The organism is Bradyrhizobium altum (genome assembly GCF_020889705.1).
In the GTDB taxonomy this organism is placed as follows: domain Bacteria; phylum Pseudomonadota; class Alphaproteobacteria; order Rhizobiales; family Xanthobacteraceae; genus Bradyrhizobium; species Bradyrhizobium altum.
This window is the reverse complement of the sequence record NZ_JACMYP010000048.1, coordinates 21,447-39,726: the sequence shown is the minus strand read 5'-3', so window position 1 is coordinate 39,726 and position 18,280 is coordinate 21,447. Positions and strand designations below refer to the sequence as shown.

The 18,280-nt window shown below is 64.2% G+C and carries 17 protein-coding genes; 7 read left to right on the top strand and 10 right to left on the bottom strand.

Features of this window, described 5'->3' with window-relative positions:
- The 4 genes from H8B02_RS15150 to H8B02_RS15135 all read right to left on the bottom strand — a co-directional run.
- Positions 1 to 429, bottom strand: a 429-nt coding sequence (locus H8B02_RS15150) for a hypothetical protein (protein WP_229166967.1), incomplete at its 3' end; no start/stop codon positions are given.
- 65 nt (positions 430 to 494) lie between these two features.
- A complete protein-coding gene (rlmN, locus tag H8B02_RS15145) occupies positions 495 to 1,709 on the bottom strand; it encodes a dual-specificity RNA methyltransferase RlmN (protein WP_229166966.1) in 1,215 nt (404 codons plus the stop codon).
- A 156-nt stretch (positions 1,710 to 1,865) separates the two neighbouring features.
- Complete coding sequence (locus tag H8B02_RS15140) at positions 1,866 to 2,423, bottom strand: invasion associated locus B family protein (protein WP_229166970.1); 558 nt, start codon at positions 2,421 to 2,423, stop codon at positions 1,866 to 1,868.
- A gap of 240 nt (positions 2,424 to 2,663) precedes the next feature.
- Complete coding sequence (locus H8B02_RS15135) at positions 2,664 to 3,503, bottom strand: SDR family oxidoreductase (protein WP_229166965.1); 840 nt, start codon at positions 3,501 to 3,503, stop codon at positions 2,664 to 2,666.
- A gap of 106 nt (positions 3,504 to 3,609) precedes the next feature.
- On the opposite strand from H8B02_RS15135, the gene H8B02_RS15130 reads away from it, so the two are divergent.
- The 3 genes from H8B02_RS15130 (at position 3,610) to H8B02_RS15120 (ending at position 6,878) form a co-directional block, all read left to right on the top strand.
- Positions 3,610 to 4,590, top strand: coding sequence for an NADPH:quinone oxidoreductase family protein (locus H8B02_RS15130; RefSeq protein WP_229166964.1), 981 nt, complete (start codon positions 3,610 to 3,612; stop codon positions 4,588 to 4,590).
- A 281-nt stretch (positions 4,591 to 4,871) separates the two neighbouring features.
- Positions 4,872 to 5,690 (top strand): hypothetical protein, encoded by an 819-nt coding sequence (locus H8B02_RS15125; protein WP_229166963.1) that lies wholly within the window; start codon positions 4,872 to 4,874, stop codon positions 5,688 to 5,690.
- Positions 5,691 to 5,708: 18 nt separating this feature from the next.
- The gene (locus H8B02_RS15120; RefSeq protein ID WP_376711663.1) at positions 5,709 to 6,878 is read left to right on the top strand and encodes a TAXI family TRAP transporter solute-binding subunit; all 1,170 of its coding nucleotides are present in this window, start codon (positions 5,709 to 5,711) and stop codon (positions 6,876 to 6,878) included.
- A gap of 19 nt (positions 6,879 to 6,897) precedes the next feature.
- Here the strand turns inward: H8B02_RS15120 and H8B02_RS15115 are convergent, their stop codons facing one another.
- The gene (locus tag H8B02_RS15115; protein ID WP_229166962.1) at positions 6,898 to 9,135 is read right to left on the bottom strand and encodes a CehA/McbA family metallohydrolase domain-containing protein; all 2,238 of its coding nucleotides are present in this window, start codon (positions 9,133 to 9,135) and stop codon (positions 6,898 to 6,900) included.
- Between the two features lie 4 nt (positions 9,136 to 9,139).
- On the bottom strand, positions 9,140 to 10,114 hold the full coding sequence (locus H8B02_RS15110) for a Bug family tripartite tricarboxylate transporter substrate binding protein (protein WP_229166961.1): 975 nt from the start codon (positions 10,112 to 10,114) through the stop codon (positions 9,140 to 9,142).
- Between the two features lie 126 nt (positions 10,115 to 10,240).
- Between H8B02_RS15110 and H8B02_RS15105 the strand changes: the two genes are divergently transcribed.
- Positions 10,241 to 11,191: a LysR family transcriptional regulator gene (locus H8B02_RS15105; RefSeq protein ID WP_229166960.1), complete on the top strand. Its 951-nt coding sequence runs from the start codon at positions 10,241 to 10,243 to the stop codon at positions 11,189 to 11,191.
- A gap of 46 nt (positions 11,192 to 11,237) precedes the next feature.
- Here the strand turns inward: H8B02_RS15105 and H8B02_RS15100 are convergent, their stop codons facing one another.
- The gene (locus H8B02_RS15100) at positions 11,238 to 11,615 is read right to left on the bottom strand and encodes a YkvA family protein (protein WP_229166959.1); all 378 of its coding nucleotides are present in this window, start codon (positions 11,613 to 11,615) and stop codon (positions 11,238 to 11,240) included.
- Positions 11,616 to 11,708: 93 nt separating this feature from the next.
- On the bottom strand, positions 11,709 to 12,014 hold the full coding sequence (locus H8B02_RS15095) for a 4a-hydroxytetrahydrobiopterin dehydratase (RefSeq protein ID WP_229166958.1): 306 nt from the start codon (positions 12,012 to 12,014) through the stop codon (positions 11,709 to 11,711).
- Positions 12,015 to 12,225: 211 nt separating this feature from the next.
- Here H8B02_RS15095 and H8B02_RS15090 point away from each other — a divergent pair, with 211 nt between their 5' ends.
- The 3 genes from H8B02_RS15090 (at position 12,226) to H8B02_RS15080 (ending at position 16,606) form a co-directional block, all read left to right on the top strand.
- Positions 12,226 to 13,632 (top strand): TAXI family TRAP transporter solute-binding subunit, encoded by a 1,407-nt coding sequence (locus H8B02_RS15090; protein ID WP_229166957.1) that lies wholly within the window; start codon positions 12,226 to 12,228, stop codon positions 13,630 to 13,632.
- Positions 13,633 to 13,895: 263 nt separating this feature from the next.
- Positions 13,896 to 15,458 carry an alkaline phosphatase D family protein gene (locus H8B02_RS15085; RefSeq protein WP_229166956.1) on the top strand — a complete coding sequence of 521 codons (1,563 nt, stop codon included), beginning with the start codon at positions 13,896 to 13,898 and terminating at the stop codon, positions 15,456 to 15,458.
- A gap of 149 nt (positions 15,459 to 15,607) precedes the next feature.
- Positions 15,608 to 16,606 carry an N-acetylmuramoyl-L-alanine amidase family protein gene (locus H8B02_RS15080; protein WP_229166955.1) on the top strand — a complete coding sequence of 333 codons (999 nt, stop codon included), beginning with the start codon at positions 15,608 to 15,610 and terminating at the stop codon, positions 16,604 to 16,606.
- 26 nt (positions 16,607 to 16,632) lie between these two features.
- Here the strand turns inward: H8B02_RS15080 and H8B02_RS15075 are convergent, their stop codons facing one another.
- Both H8B02_RS15075 and H8B02_RS15070 read right to left on the bottom strand, forming a co-directional pair.
- Positions 16,633 to 17,793: a hypothetical protein gene (locus tag H8B02_RS15075; protein ID WP_229166954.1), complete on the bottom strand. Its 1,161-nt coding sequence runs from the start codon at positions 17,791 to 17,793 to the stop codon at positions 16,633 to 16,635.
- 94 nt (positions 17,794 to 17,887) lie between these two features.
- Positions 17,888 to 18,262, bottom strand: coding sequence for a response regulator (locus H8B02_RS15070; protein WP_229166953.1), 375 nt, complete (start codon positions 18,260 to 18,262; stop codon positions 17,888 to 17,890).
- Positions 18,263 to 18,280: the final 18 nt, after the last annotated feature.

The window sequence follows — 18,280 nt, the reverse complement described above, 5'->3', positions numbered from 1 at the left end:
CTCGCGCCAGGCGCCGGCGGTGCGGCCGGCGATCAGCCAGTAGACCAGGCCGGCGACGATGCCGGCGCCGGTCATGATCTCCATGTGCCGGCGCACGATGCCGTGGAACTGCATCATGTCGGGATCGAACGGAACGAGGCCGAGATAGCAGGCTGCGCCGACGATCCCGCCGCCGACGGCGTAGGCCAACACGCTCCTGATGAAAAAGGCCTCGGTGATCAGCACCACGATCAGCGCGGGCAACAATGCAAAGCCGGATATGAAGATGAAGCCAAAGCCGAGCACGACGTTAACAGCGCTCTGGTCGATCTGCCCACCGAAATCGCTGATCTCGGGATACAGCACCGCGACGACCACGATCACGCCTGCCACGAAGCAGGCCATCAGGAAGCCGAAGGCGACGACGAACAGGCGGCCGATCAGGGCCATTGGATTCTCATTTGAGTGAGCATGATCCTGTCCGAAAACCGGACTCCACTTTTCGGGATCACGCCCTAATCCGTCATCGCCATCGCGCGCAGCGCCTGGCGCTCGCGGGCGGAGAGCTTTTCGGTCTCCGACTTGAGCTGGCCGCAGGCGGCGAGGATGTCGCGGCCGCGCGGCGTGCGCACCGGCGAGGAATAGCCGGCGTTGAAGATGTATTCGGAGAACTTTTCGATCTGCTCCCAGTCCGAGCACTCGTAGGCGGTGCCCGGCCACGGATTGAACGGGATCAGGTTGATCTTGGCCGGAATGCCCTTGAGCAGCTTCACCAGCAGCTTGGCATCATCGAGCGAATCGTTGACGCCCTTGAGCATCACATATTCGAACGTGATGCGCCGCGCGTTCGAGGCGCCGGGATAGTCGCGGCAGGCCTGCAGCAGCTCCTTGATCGGATATTTGCGATTCAGCGGCACCAGCTCGTTGCGCAGCTCGTCGCGCACCGCATGCAGCGAGATCGCGAGCATCACGCCGATCTCGTCGCCGGTGCGCTGGATGTTCGGCACCACGCCCGAGGTCGACAGCGTGATACGGCGGCGGGAAATGCCGATGCCTTCATTGTCGCCGACGATCAACAGCGCATCGCGCACCGCGTCGAAATTGTAGAGCGGCTCGCCCATCCCCATCATCACGATGTTGGTGACGCGCCGCGTGCCGTCTTCGCGGTCGGCCCAGTCGTTGAGCCGGTCGCGCGCCACCATCACCTGGCCGACGATCTCGCCGGCGGTAAGGTTGCGCACCAGCCGCTGCGTGCCGGTGTGGCAGAAGGAGCAGTTCAGCGTGCAGCCGACCTGCGAGGAAACGCAGAGCGTGCCGCGATCGGTCTCGGGAATGTAGACGCACTCGACCTCGTGCGGCCGCTCGACCTTGTCGCCGCTCGGCAGCCGCAGCAGCCATTTGCGGGTGCCGTCATTGGAGATCTGCTCGGCGACCACCTCGGGACGGTCGACGGTAAAATGCTTCTCGAGCTCGGCGCGCATGTCCTTCGAGACGTTGGTCATCTCGCCGAAGTTCTTGGCGCCGCGGAAATACATCCAGTTCCAGAGCTGCTGGGTTCGCATCTTGCGCTGCGCGGCCTGCACCCCGATCTCGCCCAGGCGATCGGCGATCTCGGCGCGCGACAACCCGATCAGCGACGGCTTGGCCGGCGGCACATAGGTCTCGAGCGGAACCTTTTCGACCAGCGCGCTGGCGCCAGGCACGGCATGGGTGGTCACGTTGTCGGTCATGAAACCTCAAATAGGCCTTCCAGCCGGTGCTGGAAAGCCGCCAAATACCTCAATTTTGTCCCTCAGAGCCGGGAGCTGGCTTTTTTGGAGCACGATCTTTCCGGAAAACCGCTCCGCACTTTGCGCTGACGCGGCCCTCCGGGTCCGGATCATGCTCTAGCGCCGGCAGTCCTGCCCCAGCCGGTCGAGCGCCTGTGCCAGACCTTTGAGCGAGAAGCTGTCGATCGTCTCGGTGCCCTTCGCCGAGACGGCTTTTACCGTCAGATCGGCCGATTTGCGCATGGCTTCCACCATCCGCTCCTCCTCGGCCGCATTCTTGATCCAGAGGCCGTCGCCCTGGGTGTACATCGCATAAGTTCCGCCGCCGACCTGGAGCGTCGATTCCGAGCCCGGCTTCACGGTGTAGCCGATCATGATCGAGACTTCGTTGACGACCTTCTCGGCCGGGCGGGTCGAGATGAAGGCATAGGCCGGATCGCGCGGCCGGTTCGGCGGGTTGGTCTTCGACGACGACGGCTTGGCGAGCGCAAAGCACACCTTCTTGCCGTTGGGCGATGCGGTGTAGGCGCCCCAGGTGCCGAATTGGCCGATCAGCGTCGGCTCCGCACCGCCGGCTGCAGCCGCGGCGGCCGAAGGCGCCGGCTTGGCCGCTTCCTTCGCCGCATCTTTCTTGGGCGCAGCCTGCGCCGGCGCGAGGGAGACGATCCCGCACACGACACAAACAGCCAGTGATGTCAGAATCTGCCGCACGGCCAACTGGTTCCCCCATCATTGTGACTGGAAGATGGCTCGGCGATTCCCCTCCGCCGGCTCGGATGGATAACCGGGAAACGCTTTTTTGGGAAGGCAGTTAGGCCCGGACCCGCGCGTCGGCCACAGCCGCACGCGCGTCCGTTGATTCTCAGTTCTAGCTCAGCGCTTGTTGGCGCGCATCAGCGCTTGATCAGCCCTTGGTCATCCCTTGGCGCGCGCCGCGCGCTGGCTCTCCCACTGCGCATCGGTCCATTGCAGCAGGTCCTCGGCACCGGAACTGCGCAAGTGCGCGCCGCCGTCCTGCACCACCATCTCGCCATTGATGTAGCCGGCCTGATCCGAGATCAGGAAGGCGGCGAGATTGGCAAGCTCGGAATGCTCGCCGGCGCGGCCGAGCGGATTGCGCTGCGACCAGGTCTCGCCGCGCGCTTCGGGACGCAACTGCCCGGTGGCACCTGGCGTCGGGAACGCGCCGGGCGCGATCGCCACGGTGCGGATGCCTTTCGGGCCCCACTCGACGGCCAAGCTCTTGGTCATCGCCAGCACCGCGGTCTTGGCCATCGACGAGGGCACCGTGAAGGCGCGACCCGTGATGGTCGAGGTCGAGAGGATCGAGAGCACCACGCCCTTGTGCTTGCCGTCGATCCAGCGGCGGCCGGCGGCGAGCGTGCAGTACATCGTGCCATGCAGCGTCGGCGCGAGGATCGCGTCCGCGGCACGGAATGACAAATGTTCGCTCTGCGCAATAAAGGTTGCGGCAGCATTGTTGACGAGAACGTCGATCTGCGCCTCCTGCCAGACCTGATCCATCATCGCCTCGACCGCGGCGCCGTCGCGGATATCGCAGCGTGCGGTCGACACCTTGGCACCGAACTCGCTGCGGAATTTGCCAGCGGTTTCCTCCAGCAGCCCCTCGCGCCGCCCGCAGATGATCAGTTCGGCACCGAGTTCGGCAAAGCGGGCGCCCATCGCGGCGCCAAGACCGGAGCCGCCGCCGGTGATCAGGATGCGCTTTTTCGCTAGCAGGCCTTTTTCAAACATAGTTTGATCCCTCCGCACTATATTGTCGCTCCGTCGCAAATCCGGCATGAAGCTTGTAGTCCAAGATCTTGCAGCTCTTTTTTGCGTCCGAAACTCAGGTGTGTCCATGAAAGCCATCCTCTGCTCGCAATACTGTCAACCCGACGATCTCGTGCTGGCTGACGTGCCCGATCCGGTGGCGGGTCCCGGCGAAGCCGTGATCGCGATCAAGGCGGCGGCGCTGAATTTCTTCGACATCCTGATGATCCAGGGCAAGTACCAGATCAAGCCGCCGTTCCCGTTCTCGCCGGCCGCCGAAGTCGCCGGCGTGATCGAGAGCGTCGGCGCCGGCGTCACTGACCTGAAGGTCGGCGACCGCGTCGTTGCGTCATGCGGCCACAACGGCGCGCGCGACAAGATCGCGCTGCCGGCGAATACGATCGTGAAGATTCCCGACAATCTCGATTACGATCGCGCCGCCGGCATCATCATCATCTACGGCACCGCGCTGCATGCGCTGGAGGATCGCGCGAGCCCGAAGCCGGGCGAAACGCTCGCGGTGCTGGGCGCCGCCGGCGGCACCGGCCTTGCCGCGTGCGAGCTCGGCAGGCTGATGGGCCTGAAGGTGATTGCCTGCGCATCGTCGGACGAGAAGCTCGCCTTCGCCAAGCAGCACGGCGCCGAACTGACGCTGAACTACGCCAAGGAAGATCTTAAAGAAGGCCTGCGCAAGCTGACGGGCGGCAAGGGCGCCGACATCGTGTTCGATCCGGTCGGCGGCTCCTATGCCGAGGCCGCGCTGCGCTCGACCGCATGGGAAGGCCGCTTCCTGGTGATCGGCTTTGCCGCCGGCGACATTCCGAAGATTCCACTCAACCTCGCACTGCTCAAGGGCTGCGACATCCGCGGCGTGTTCTGGGGCGCCTGGGCGCGGCTGAATCCGGAGAAGAACCGCAAGAACCTCGAGAAGCTCGTGCAGTGGACCGCGGAAGGCAAGATCTCCTCGCATGTCGACCGCACCTTCCCGCTGTCGCAGACCGCAGAAGCCTTGAAGGTGCTCGCCGGCCGCAAGGCGATGGGCAAGGTGATCCTGCATCCGGGAAGCTGACGACAGACGGCCGCGCACTCTCACCGTCACCCCGGCGCAACGGCTTGCCGTTGCGCCGCGCGCGCAATCGTGAGCAAACCCTGTGAACTTTCTCAGAATTTGCGCGCGTTGCCGCAATCAAACCCAAATTTCTCCCGATTCGCAGCGACCTGAGCCGCTTTTTGGGCCCAATCGCAAGGCGATTAAGAGTTCGTAACGGGCGCTCAGGGACCCCAACAAAAACAACAACCAGACACCAGAGATGCCCGATTGTTGCGTCATAGTATCGGGGAAGCATCATCATGGTGGGGAATCCAACACGCGTTCACGGCAGCGATCCGCCACGCGACGCGATCAACGCGGATATCAACGATCCCGAATTTGCACCTTATCGCTACCGGCGACCACATCGGGCAGCCATCGACATCGGCGCGGACGAACCCGCTCCGCTTTTTCTTTCAAGCCAAATCGATGACGCGGATTGGCACGGGCGCGCCACGATTCCACGTTCGCGCCTTCGCACCGGCCTGCTGACAATTTCGGCCGGCGCACTTGTCGCGGCTGCGGTGGTCGGGCTGTGGTCCATCGGCAGCGTGCGCGACGCGGTCCTGAGCGCCAAGGCCGCGCTGGTCGGCGTCTCGCCGATCGAGGCCCGCGCAGAAATCGCGGAAGCGGTTCGCGCCGTGGCCACCGAGGTGTCGCCCGCCACTGCAACCCCGCCGTCACGCGCGCAGATTGCGGCCGCCTATCAGGAAGCGATCAAGAGCGAAGTCGTTGCGCGCGAAACGCCCGCGGCCGCGCCGATCGAGCCACTACCACCGGCGGCGCCACCGGCAAGACGCCTCGATCCGGATGACATCGCAGGCCTCCTGAAGCGGGCCAACAGCCTGCTTGCGATCGGCGACATCGTATCGGCGCGGCTGCTGCTCGAGCGGGCCGCGGATGCGCAGGACGCGGACGCGGCGCTGTTGCTGGCGCGCACCTACGATCCCGACGTGCTGGGGACCCTGGACAAACGGAGCATCACGCCCGATCCGGATGCGGCGCGCTTCTGGTATCGCAAGGCTGCCGAACTCGGCTCGCAGCCCGCACAGCAACGCCTCGCGCAATTGCAAAACTAGGCTCATCTCGAGGGACACATGCGACGCTTGTTTGGATTGGTACTTTTCACAGGCATGATGATTTGGGGCCTCGCGGCACGGGCCGAGCAGGCCGAATTCGACCCGGCCAAGGTCAGCGACAGCCTGAAGGCGATCTTTCAGTTCGGCTCGGTAAGCACCAAGCAGAGCCTCAACGCCAACACGGTCACGCTGATCTCCGGCACGATCGGCGGCACCTATGTTCAGTTCGGCGCCGATCTCGCCTCCGTGCTCGACGATGGCAACAAGTTGCGCATTCTGCCGATCGTCGGGCGCGGCTCGGTGCAGAGCGTCGCCGACATCCTGTTTCTGCAGGGTGTCGATCTCGGCATCGTTCGGTCTGACACGCTCGAATATCTCGAGCGGAAGGGCATTGCGAAAGATATCAAGAAGCAATTCACCTACGTGACCAAGCTCTACAACGAAGAGATGCATGTGATCGCGTCGAAATCGATCCGCAATCTCAGGGACCTTGAGGGCAAGACCGTCAGCGTCGACCTTCCCAATGGCGGCACCTTCGTGACCGCGCTGACCGTGTTCGAGCGGCTCGGAATGAAGCCGAAGGTCGTCTATGTCGAGCAGCGCATCGCGCTGGAGAAACTGAAGGCCGGCGAAATCGACGCCGTGATCGTGTGTGGCGGCAAGCCTTACAAATCCGTGAGCGGCTTCAAGGACGATCGGTTCCACCTGGTGACGGTCAACTACGAGAAGCCGTTGCAGGGCGACTATCTGCCCGCGAGCCTGTCGGCCAAGGACTATCCCAACCTGATTTCGGGCGAGGAGCGCGTCGACACGATCGCCGTTCCTGCCGTGCTTGCGGCCTACAACTGGGCGCCGAACACGGAGCGCTACCACAAGCTGGCTAATTTCGTGGATGCGTTCTTCACAAAATTTCCGACGTTCCAGAATCCGCCGTTCCATCCGAAGTGGCGGGAGGTCTCGCTGTCGGCACCGCTGCCGGGTTGGCAACGCCTGCCGGTGGCCCAGCAATGGCTCGACCGCCACGGCGTCGAAGCCGCTACGCGCACCCGTTTCGATGAATTCCTGACGCGGTCGCCGGCCGCCGCCAAGCTTCAGACCGACGCCGACAAGGAGGCGCTGTTCAAGCAGTTCCAGGCGTGGGAAGCGGACAATGCGCGCGCCCAATTGCGTGCCGGCGACAAACGCTAGCGCGCGCAATCAACACAGCTTACGGGATCAAGTAGATCGGACTTGACCAGGCCTGATGACCGTCGGCTTGGGTGACACGGAGATAAACCGGCAAATCCGCGACACCGGAGAACCGAACCGCATGGTCGACGACTATCCGTCGACTCCAGTCCTGATCGGGAAGTCGATAGACGCTGAGCTGGCGACCAAGGCCGCCGCCTTCGAACACCATTCGCCGGTCAGCAAGCGACGCAAGATCGACACGTCCGGATACGATATTGGTCTCGATGTCGAGGGTACCGCGGTCAGCCGCGTCAAACCACAGATCGATGCCGGCGAGATTACCCGTCGTGACCGAGCTCCAGGCCAGCTCGGTCTCTGGCGTCACGACACAAACCTTTCGTTCGGGATTGAGAAAATTCACCGGCGCAAAGCGAACGATCGGATTGCCCTCGAGGCGCAACCTGCCCTGCCAGATCGTTTCACGGCCTCGCCCGCGGTACTCCGCGCCCTGCCAGAGCACACGGACCCTGCGGCCCAGATCGGCGGCCCGATACGGGTGCACCGTCGCCGCCAGCCGGGATCCGTAGAACACATCGACCTGATCGATCGGCGCGGTGCCGCGTACCTCCGCTGCGAGGCGCATCACGGCGGGACCCGGCCGCACGATATCGCCCATCTGCACCGAGCGACGCCTGTGCTCCTGGACCGGGCCGAGCTGCGGATCATCGGAGAACACGGTTACGGGCTCTTCAAAATGGCCATGCAAATCGAGGAAGATGCGGGCGCCGGTTGTTCCGTAATGGTGGCGGGCGCGCAGCGCGGCGAATAGACCGTCGCGGGTGAGTTCCGCCATGAAGTAACAGGTCAACCCGCCGATCGCGCCGAAGCTCGAGGCGCCAGGCCGAGTGGCGCCGGGACGTCCCTTGTGGTCGTCGCTGTGACATACGACGCCGACGCGGTAACCCTGCGCAAAGGCATCGTGCAGCATCCACTCGAACGTGCCCCAGGTGGAGTGGACCTCGACGGCGCGCTCGAGGCGTCCGTCATGGGCGCGCGTGATGTCGGCATAACGGCCGCCGACGTGGGCGACGACGATGGCGTTCTCACCATCGAGCGCGCGAAACAACTCTTCGGCCGTGTAGATTGCCGGAGTCGACGCCTGCCCTTCGACCAGAATGTGCGACGACCGACGGATCGGCCTGCCTTCGTGGCGATAGAAGATGTTGCGGTCTCCGCCCATCCCGGTGTTGCCCGACCATTCGTAGCCAGGCACGCAGACGAATCTGCCCGGCGCGTCGAATGCCGCGGTGAGCCGGTTCAGCCGGTCCCAAAACGTGTCGGTGATCTGGAAGTCATTGCCCTGATGGCCAACGATATCGATAAAGGCGAGATCGCGCGCGTAGCGGAAATAGTCCTCCGCCGATCCCATGCCAATCGTTTCGCCGCTCTGTCCGTGCAGATCGCCCCAATAGCGGCGCGCCGGCGCCGACCTGCCGACACGCATCGGATTTGCGCGTGCGAGTTCCTCTCCGTCGGCGAAAACCGCAAGGTCGACGTCGCCTTCCCGGTCGGCAATCAGATTGTCGATCACCGTCGCGCGGCTGCCGATCTCGCGCTCAATGCGGCCAGGCAATCCGCGGATCGGATGGGACGCCGCGAATGTCAGCGCTTCGCCGGCGCTCGGTGCCGGATTGCCCCACACATCCTCGGCGACGACCGCGAGCCGGAATGGTTCGCCGACGAGGACAAGCGACGGCACGATGACTTTCCAGCGCGCCGGCCGGCCCGCAACGAGATCAAACACCGGCTGCACCGGCAGCTGACAGAACTCGTAGGTCGCGAACGCGTCGACTGACGTCCTCAGCTCTACATTGGCCTCGACATTGGTCTGCAATCGATAGCCCGGCGATCCCTGGCGACGATCGCCGAAACGCACGGTCAACGTGTCGCCGGCCCGGAGATATCCGCGACCAATGCGGATCAGCAGCGTGTTTCCGTAGGGACGGATATTGAGCCGGTCGAACCAGACTTCGAGGGCCGCACCGTTGCTTGCCTCGACCGTCGTATAGTTCGCCGCCTGCGGCTGATTGAACTGCGGTTTGCTCATGTCGGAGGTCGTGCGCCACGATATTTTCAGCATGCCGGTATCGTCGATGCCGAAATCGCCTGCCGTGTAGCTCAGCGTCAGTTCCTCATGCGCGCCGGCGACGAAGGGACCGCTCGGCGACAGTGTCGCCGAGCCCATGCGTTCAGGAAGATATTTCGAGTTGGGCAAATGATCACTCCGGCCTGATGTTCAGCTCCTTCACGAGCCTTGCGTACTGGGCCGACGCCGCGCCGACACGGCTTGTGAACTCCTCGGCGCTGCCGCCCATTGGCTCCTGCGCCGAATCGAGCAGGCCCTTGCGCACGGCTTGGTCGGATAGTGCGCGCCCGATCTCCGTATTCAGCTGCGTCGTGATCGCCTCCGGCGTGTGACCCGGCGCAAAGATCCCCAGCCATTGCTCCAGGACGAGACCGGCAACGCCTGCTTCCTCGAAGGTCGGCACATCGGGCAGGCCGGGGGAGCGGGTAGCGGTGCTTTGCGCGAGCACGCGCAAGGTCCCGGCCTTGTAATGCGGCATCACCGGCGTCGAGCCGAGGCAGCCCAGCGTGATGTGCCCACCAAGCAGGTCGTTGATCGCCTGCCCGCCGCCGCGATACGGCACTTGTTCGAAAGTGACGCCGGCGAGCTTGCCAAGCCATTGCATCGCCATGTGCTGCGGCGAACCGAGGCCGCTCCCAGTGCCGTAGCGCAATCCGGGCTGGCGTTTGGCGAGCGCGATCAGTTCGGCGAGCGTGCTCACCGCCAGCGCCGGATGCGCCACGACCACGATCGGCTGGCGCGACACCTCGATGATCGGAGCCAGGTCCTTCACCGGGTCGACGTCGGTATTGAACACGAACTGATTGCTGGCGACGGTGTCAATCGTCGCCAGGATGGTGTAGCCGTCCGGCGCACTCTTTGCGACGGCGTCCACGCCGATCGTGCCGTTCGCTCCGGACCGGTTCTCGACGTACACCTGCTGGCCGAGTGAGCGGGACAGATGCTCCGCGATCAGCCGGGCGCCGACGTCCGTCGATCCTCCTGCCGGAAACGGAACGACCATGCGGATGGGATGCGCGGGATAGGCATTGGCAGATGCGGAATTGACCGCGTTCGATACGAGCGTCAACGCCGCCAATGAAAATGTGAAATTCCTTCTGGTGATCATGGATCGCTCCCTATGAGATGACGAAAGCGAATTCCCGACTTCACACCCGGACTGTAGCGCCGACGCATATAAGCGGCTAATATTGATCCAGGATGATCCCATAACTTCTGTTCATGGGTGGAACCTTTGGCATTCGACGCAGAGGAACGGCGACTTGGCTACCGGCTCAAGTTGCGTGACCTGCAAATGCTGCTCGCCATCGCGCGGCATGGCAGCATGGGCAAGGCGGCGACCGCGCTCGCGGTGTCTCAGCCCGCCGTATCAAAGGCGATTTCCGATCTCGAGAGCGCGCTCGGCGTACGGCTGCTCGACCGCAACCCGCGCGGCGTCGAACCGACGGTCTACGCACGCGCGCTCGTGGATCGGGGCGTCGTCGTGTTCGACGAACTGAAGCAGGCCGTCGAGCAGATCAGGTCTCTCGCCGACCCGACCAGCGGCGAGCTCCGCATTGCCAGCACGATCGCGATCGCATCCGGCTTTCTTCCCGCGGTGATCGATCAGTTGTCGCAACAACATCCGCGGCTGGTGTTTCACCTCTCGGCCGGCGAGGCTTCCACGACCTATTCCGCGCTCGAGGGACGCAAGGTGGATCTCGTGGTCGCGCCAATCTTCACGGCCGCACTAGATTCCCATCTCGCGGCCGATCTGCTCTATGAGGAGCCGCTGGTCGTGGTCGGCGGCGCGAAAGCCGCGTGCTCGCGACGGCGGCGGCTGAAGTTGGCGGATCTCGTGGACGCGACCTGGACGCTGCCACCTCCTGAGAGCCTCTATGGCGCCGTCGTCGCCGAGGCGTTTCGCAGCGAGGGACTTGATGTGCCGCGCGCAACGGTCTTCACATCCGTCACGGCGGTGCGCAACGCGCTGCTCGCAACCGGCCGATTCCTCAGCATAGTGCAAGGTTCAGTCGTGCGGTTCCACCTGCCCACACCGCAGTTTAAGGTGCTGCCCGTGGCGCTGCCTACCACGCGACGCCCGATCGCGGCCATCACGCTGAGGGGGCGGACACTCAACCCTTCCGCACGGCTGTTTATCGATTGCGCGCGCAAGATCGCGCGACAATTGCCCCGCGCGATCTAATCTAGCGCGAACGGCCACCGGGCACCACTGTCGGTGCCCGCCACGCTCACTCCTCCATCGGCACCCCGCGCTTCAGCGCGGCGCGCGCGGCTTCGCGATGCTCCGGAGTGATGTGGCTTGCGACCATGCGGATCGCGGTTGCGAGCACGGCGGCATCGTCGGTGAAACCGAGCACCGGCAGCATGTCCGGGATGAAGTCGAACGGCAGGATGAAATAGGCGATCGCGCCGAGCAGCGCGGCTTGGACATGGCGCGGCGTCTGCCGGTCGAAGGCGCAGTAATAGGCGGCCAGCAGATCCTCGGCGAACGGCAGCCGCGCCACCACTTTCTTGAACTTGATCCAGAAGCGGCGGCGCACGCTCTCGCGGTCCTGCGCCAGCCGATCGGCAGGCTCAAATCCCACGCTGTGTTCGGTCGTTGCCATCGCCAAGTTCCCTTGCGCCGCGCGACGGATCGGCGGCGGACGATCCGAATCTGGGGACGTCGGCCAACCGGCGCAAGGTTACGCGCGGCCGGGTCAATTGACCCCGAGCTGCCTTGCGATCGCGTTCATGGCCTTGGCGAGGTCGATATCGCGCTTGGTCACCCCGCCGACATCGTGGGTCGCCAGCACGACCTCGACCGTCTTGTAGACGTTCTTCCATTCGGGGTGATGGTCGCTCTTCTCGGCGACCAAAGCGGCGCGCGCCATGAAGCCGAAGGCCTCGTTGAAGTCCTTGAACACGAAGGTCTTTGCGATCGCCTCGCGTCCGGCCAGATCCGACCAGCCGGCCAGTTCCCAAAGCGCGGCCTTCCTTGCTTCCGCTGACAGCCTTTCGACCATGGCAACCCTCCCGTTTGGCGCCGATCTTAGCCTAACAACCGGCCTCCGGGTGGGATCCATGCCGAAAATAAGGCCGAAATAGCGTCCTATCGCCGCTGGTAACCATGACGGAGATGTAACATCTGTGGCTCCAGGAATTTGCTACAAATGCACAATGTGTGCGCGTTGGTAGTTTTGCGAGATTGAGCCCCGACGATTGTTTGCGAGATCGATGACAGACGGCTCCGCCAGCATATCGCCCAAGCCGCTGCGCTCTGCAAAGCGACGGCTGATGTTCGTCTTGATCGCGGGCGCGCTCGCCATCATCGGCGCGACGATCGCCGGTTATTATTTCGCGGTGCGTCCGGTGACGCTGCGGATCGCGGTCGGCCCCGCAAGCAGCGATGACCTCAAGGTCGTGCAGGCGCTGGCGCAGGCCTTCAACAACCAGCAGCACACCCAGGTCAAGCTGCGCCCGGTGCAGACCGACGGCGCCACCGCCAGCGCGCAGACGCTGGCCGACGGCAAGGCCGATCTCGCCATCATCCGCGGCGACCTCGAGGTGCCGAAGAATGCACAGGCGGTCGCCGTCCTGCGCAAGAATGTCGTGGTGATGTGGGTGCCGCCCGCAGCCAAGGGCAAGGGCCGCAAGGCCGCAAAGATCACCAAGATCGCACAGCTTGGCGGCCGCAAGATCGGCGTCGTTGGCCGCACGCCGGCCAACGTCAATCTGCTGAAGCTGATCCTGCAGCAATACGGCGTCGACCCGATGAAGGTCGAGATCGTTCAGTTCCCGGCTAATGAAGCGGTCGAGGCCATCAAGAACCTGAAGGCCGATGCCTATCTCGCCGTGGGTCCGGCCAACAGCAAGCTCACGATCGATGCGATCACGGCGTCGACCAAAGACGGCGGCGAGCCCACCTTCCTTCCGATCGATGCGTCCGAGGCGATCGCGCAGAACCATCCGGCCTATGAGGCCGCGGAAATTCCCGCCGGCTCGCTCGGCTCGGCCGACCGGCCCGACGATGAGGTGAAGACGATCAGCTTCTCGCACCATATCGTCGCGCGAAAGGGCCTGTCGGACGCGACGGTCGCGGCCTTCACCCGGCAATTGTTTGCGATCCGGCAGTCGCTCAAGAACGATTTCCCGCTCGCCGCGAAGATCGAGACGCCCGATACCGACAAGGACGCCACCATTCCGGTGCATCCCGGCGCGGCCGCCTTCGTCGACGGCGAGGAAAAGACCTTCCTCGACCGCTACAGCGATTACATCTGGTGGAGCCTGATGGCGTTCTCGGCGATGGGCTCGGCCGGTGCGTGGTTCGCCGGCTATCTCAAGCAGGACGAGCGCAACACCAACACCTCGCAGCGCGAACGCCTGCTGGAGATGCTGAAGGCCGCGCGGCAAAGCGATTCGACCGACGAGCTCGACCAACTGCAGGCGGAAGCCGACGACATCCTGCGCCACACGCTCGACTGTTTCGAGCATGGCGCCATCGAGGAAGGCACGCTGACCGCGTTCAACATCGCGCTCGAGCAGTTCCACAACGCGGTGGCCGACCGCAAGGCACTGCTGCTCAGCATGCCGCAGAATTTGCAGCGGACTGCGAGCCAGTTCAGGGCTGCGGGCACGGCGTAGCTCGATATTTGGTCTTCTCTGTCAGCAGGCGCTCTTCGCCTCTCCCCGCTTGCGGGGGAGGCGAAGAGCGTAGCGCGGCGGGTGGGGGTCTATCCGCTATGAGACTCGTGGAGAGAGCCCACCCCACCCTCCCCCGCAAGCGGGAGAGGGAGCCTTACAGACGTGCTCCTCACTCGGCCTCCCTGTAATCTCTCCGTCATGGAATTTTTCTAGGTCTGTGCTCGCCCGCGGCGCATTGTCGCTGTGACCTGAGGAGGCTCCCCATGACAATCCGGTTCTCGCGAAATCTGACCCGCCGACGCTTTCTCTCGACAGCCGCTGCGGCCGGCGCCGGCGTGATCGCGATGCCATATCTGTCGCGCGCGGCCGATCGCCCCGTGATCACCCATGGCGTGCAGTCCGGCGATGTCGGCGTCGACGGCGGCGTGGTGTGGGCCCGTGCCGACCGTCCCTCGCAGATGATGGTCGAGGTCGCGACGTCAGACTCGTTCAAGAATGTCCGTGCGCTGCCGCCGATCACGGCGCTGCCGGAAAGCGACTTCACCGCCAAGATGCTGCTGGAGAACCTGCCCTCCGGCCAGGACATCTTCTACCGCGTCCGTTTCCGCGACCTCGCCCATATCGACGTTGTCGGCGAGCCCGTGGTGGGCCGCTTCCGCACCGCGCCGAGCGACCGCCGCGACGTCTCCTTCGTGTGGGGCGGCGACGTCGCCGGCCAGGGCTGGGGCATCAATCCCGACGACGGCGGCATGATCACCTTCGCCGCGATGAAGAAGCACGCCCCGGATTTCTTCCTGCATTCCGGCGACACCATCTATGCCGACGGCGTCATCACCGCCGAGCAGAAGCAGCCCGACGGCAAGATCTGGAAGAACATCACGATCCCGGAGAAGGCCAAGGTCGCCGAGACGCTCGACGAATACCGCGCCGCGCATAAATACAATTTCCTCGACGGCAATCTGCGCGCCTTCAATGCGGAGGTGCCGATCTTCGTGCAGTGGGACGACCACGAGGTGACCAACAACTGGTCGCTGTCGAAGCAGCTGCCGACCGCCTACAAGGAGCGCGACATCAACGTGCTCGCCGCGCGCGCGGCAAAAGCCTTCCACGAGATGTATCCGATGCGCGAGAGCATCGTCGAGCCCGGCCGCGTCTATCGCACGCTGAGCTACGGCCCGCATCTCGACGTGTTCATGCTCGACGAGCGCAGCTATCGCGGGCCAAACGGTCCGAACCTGCAGGAGACCTACGGCCCCGACGCCTATTTCATCGGGCCGGATCAGATGGCCTGGCTGAAGCGCGCGCTGCTCAACTCGCGCGCCACCTGGAAGGTGATCGCCTCCGACATGCCGCTGTCTCTGATCGTCTATGACGATGCCGCCAACAAGAAGGGCTCGGAAGCCTTCGCGCAGGGCGACGGACCGGCGCGCGGCCGCGAGCTCGAGATCGCCGACATCCTGCGCTTCATCAAGACGGCCGGCATCGCCAACACGGTGTGGCTGACTGCCGACGTGCACTATGCGGCCGCGCACTACTACAACCCGAACAAGGCCCAGTTCCAGGAGTTCGATCCGTTCTGGGAATTCGTCTCCGGCCCGCTGCACGCCGGCACGTTCGGTCCGAACGAGCTCGACAACACGTTTGGCCCCGAGGTGAAGTTCGTCAAGGCGCCGGGCGAAGCCAACCAGAACCTGCCGCCGTCGGCCGGCATGCAGTTCTTCGGCCACGTCAAGATCGACGGCAAGAGCGGACAGATGACGGTCAGCCTGCGCGACCGCGTCGACGCCGAGCTGTGGGCGATCACGCTCGATCCAAAGCCGGTGTGATCAGGTCGCAGCCGCGACGGAACCGCACTCCCCGTGCTGAACGCCCTTGCCCAAAGCAAGGGCGGCGCGATTGACGGGGGATGGACGTCACCGGCCTCTTCCGGTACCTCTATCAGAGCCGTTATGCTGGGGGCCCGGAGGGGCGGAGCATGAGGCGCTGCGAATTGATTCGCGTGCTCGGTGGCATCGTTGTGGGGCTTCGGCCGCACCGCTTGCTTGTCGTCGCGATCGCTATGTTCGCGCTGCTGCCGATCGAGGTCAGCGACGCCGGCTGGCTGCCTGATCTCTTCAAGAGCTCATCGAAGCATCCCAAAACGCCAAAGCGCGCGAAATCGGCAAAGCCGGCCAGATTGGCAAGACACCACACGCCATCAAAGCCCCGCGCCACGCGGCTTGCCGCCCTTGGGCCGGTCGCCCTGCCGCCTTCCATTCCCAAGCCGGCCGCGGCCAAATGCGATCCCTCGACATTGCGGATCGTTCTCGATGTGGGACATACCGCTGAATCGGAAGGCGCAATCAGCGCGCGCAATGTCGCCGAGTTCGCCTTCAACCTGCGCCTTGCGCGGCTGATCGAGGAGAAGCTGAAGGCCGAAGGCTTTGCCGAAACCAGGCTGCTGCTGACCGAAGGCAAAGCGAGACCCAGCCTCTTCAAGCGGGTCGCCGCCGCAAACAATCTGCACGCGGATCTCCTCCTGTCGATCCACCATGACTCGGTGCCCAACAAGATGCTCGAGGACTGGGAGTTCGAGGGCAAGAAGCGCCATTTCAGCGATCGCTTCAGCGGCTACTCGGTGTTCGTCTCCCGCAACAATCCGGACTTCAAGACCAGCCTGCTGTTCGCCGAGCTGGTCGCCAGGGAATTGAAAGCTGAAGGGCTGCAATATGCCGAGCAATACAGCCAGCCCGTCATGGGCCACGACCAGCATCCCCTGCTGAACAAGGACACCGGCGTCTACAGCTACGATAAGCTCATCGTGCTGCGAAGGACCGCGATGCCCGCCGTCCTGCTGGAGGCGGGCTCGATCATCAACCGGGACGAAGAACTCAAGATGGACTCGCCCGAGCGCCGCAACGCGATCAGCAGCGGCGTCGCTTCTGCCGTCAAGGAATTCTGCGAGCCGCGATGGGCGCTCCTCGGCCCGCTCTGACCGCCGAGCGATCAGCTCCTCCCGGCTCAGCCCGGTTTGCCGGCCTTGATCTCCGCGAATTTGGCAAGCGCCTGCTCGAACTTGGGGCTGAAGAGCCACATCGCATCGAGGATTTCGCGGAAGCTCGCAGACGTTCTTGCCCGGTCGGCCCGACCGAAAGCGAAGACACTGTTGTTTCGCAGATATCCCATGATCCTGGGCTCGGAAATTCTGTAATTGACGAGGTCGCCTGACTTCAACGCGGACCTGGTCGGGCTGGGAATGATCTGGATGAGCTCGAAGAGCTTCATCTGATCGATCGGATTGGGCAGCGCCTTTGCGATCGCCGGGACCTGCGGGAAGATATCCGCGTGCTCGTTCATGAGCGCATCGCGCACCGCGGTCCAGTGATTGAACCGGTGATCGAGATTGCCGACGCGGGCTTCTTCCGTGTCGTCGCGACGGCTCAGCGCAGGATCGAGGGCCGCGATCGATTGCTTGATGGCGGCCCACTTCTTTCGGCCGTTGCGGTCTTCGGACGGACCGGTCTGCAGGCTGCCCTTGTAGGTGTTCGACCGCGCATTTCCGGCATTTTGCTTGCCGCTTGTCTCGGCAAAGAACAGGCCGAGGCTGATCCGGCCGGCGGCAGCGGCGGCCGCGGCATCCAGACCCCTGGCGCGCGCGATCGCCGTCGCCAGGTCGACCACGTCCTTGAATGGCGTCTCGGAGCTTTGCGCGTTCGCGGGCGGCGCCTCCATCACGTCGAAGAGCTTCCTGTACTCATTGAGCAGCGGTTCATTGTCGGCGTCGAAATAGGCCGGAGGGATTCCGAATCTGTTAGGTCTTCCAATCCTGGACGGAAGCGCATCGGTGAGATCCTTGTAGGCGCTCATCATCTCGACACGGGCAAGGTAGATGGCCTGGCCCGGCAAGTCGGGCAGCGGCTGTTGGGAATCGATCTGCGCGCGGCGCTGGCGCAGGATCGAGACGAAGTTCTTCAGGGCATTGTCGTAAGTCTTGAGCGCGGCCGATTGCTCGCTCGTGAGCGCGGCTGGCTCGGCGATGGCTGGAGACACGAAACCGCCGACGACAGCCGAGGCCAGCGACGACAGCACCACACCGGCCATCGGATGCGTCGCAACCGGCGCGAGGAGCAGCCCGAGAGAGAGCGCCGCTGCGGGCGCAGCGGCAGATGTCCTGATCGCCATGACGGGCTTCCCGATGCCTGTGCGTCGCCGAATCCGATAGGCCGGATGGTAGACGACGAACGCACCGACGGCGAGGCCGAAGCCCGGCGATCGGTCAGTGTCCGTTTCTCAGCGCGGCTTCGAGCGCTTCGCTCGAACACGGCTTGGTCAGCCGCGGCTTGCCGGCGAGCGATTCCGGCAGCCTGATATCAGCGCCATAACCCGTGACGAACGCGAAAGGCACCTTCAGCACATCCAGCCGCTCGGCGATCACGAAGGTCTTCTCGCCCCTGACGAGGCCGACGTCGAGCAGCGCGAAATCCGGTGCGCGCTCGGCGATCAATTCGAGCGCGCGGGCGACGTTCGCAGCGGTGCGCACCGTCCGGGCGCCGAAGCCCAGGATGGCGTCCTCGAAATAGAGCGAGATGATGGGATCGTCCTCGACCACGAGAACGTCACCGGGCATGCCGGCATTGCGGGCGGATTCCATGGCTCGGTGTCCATTGCT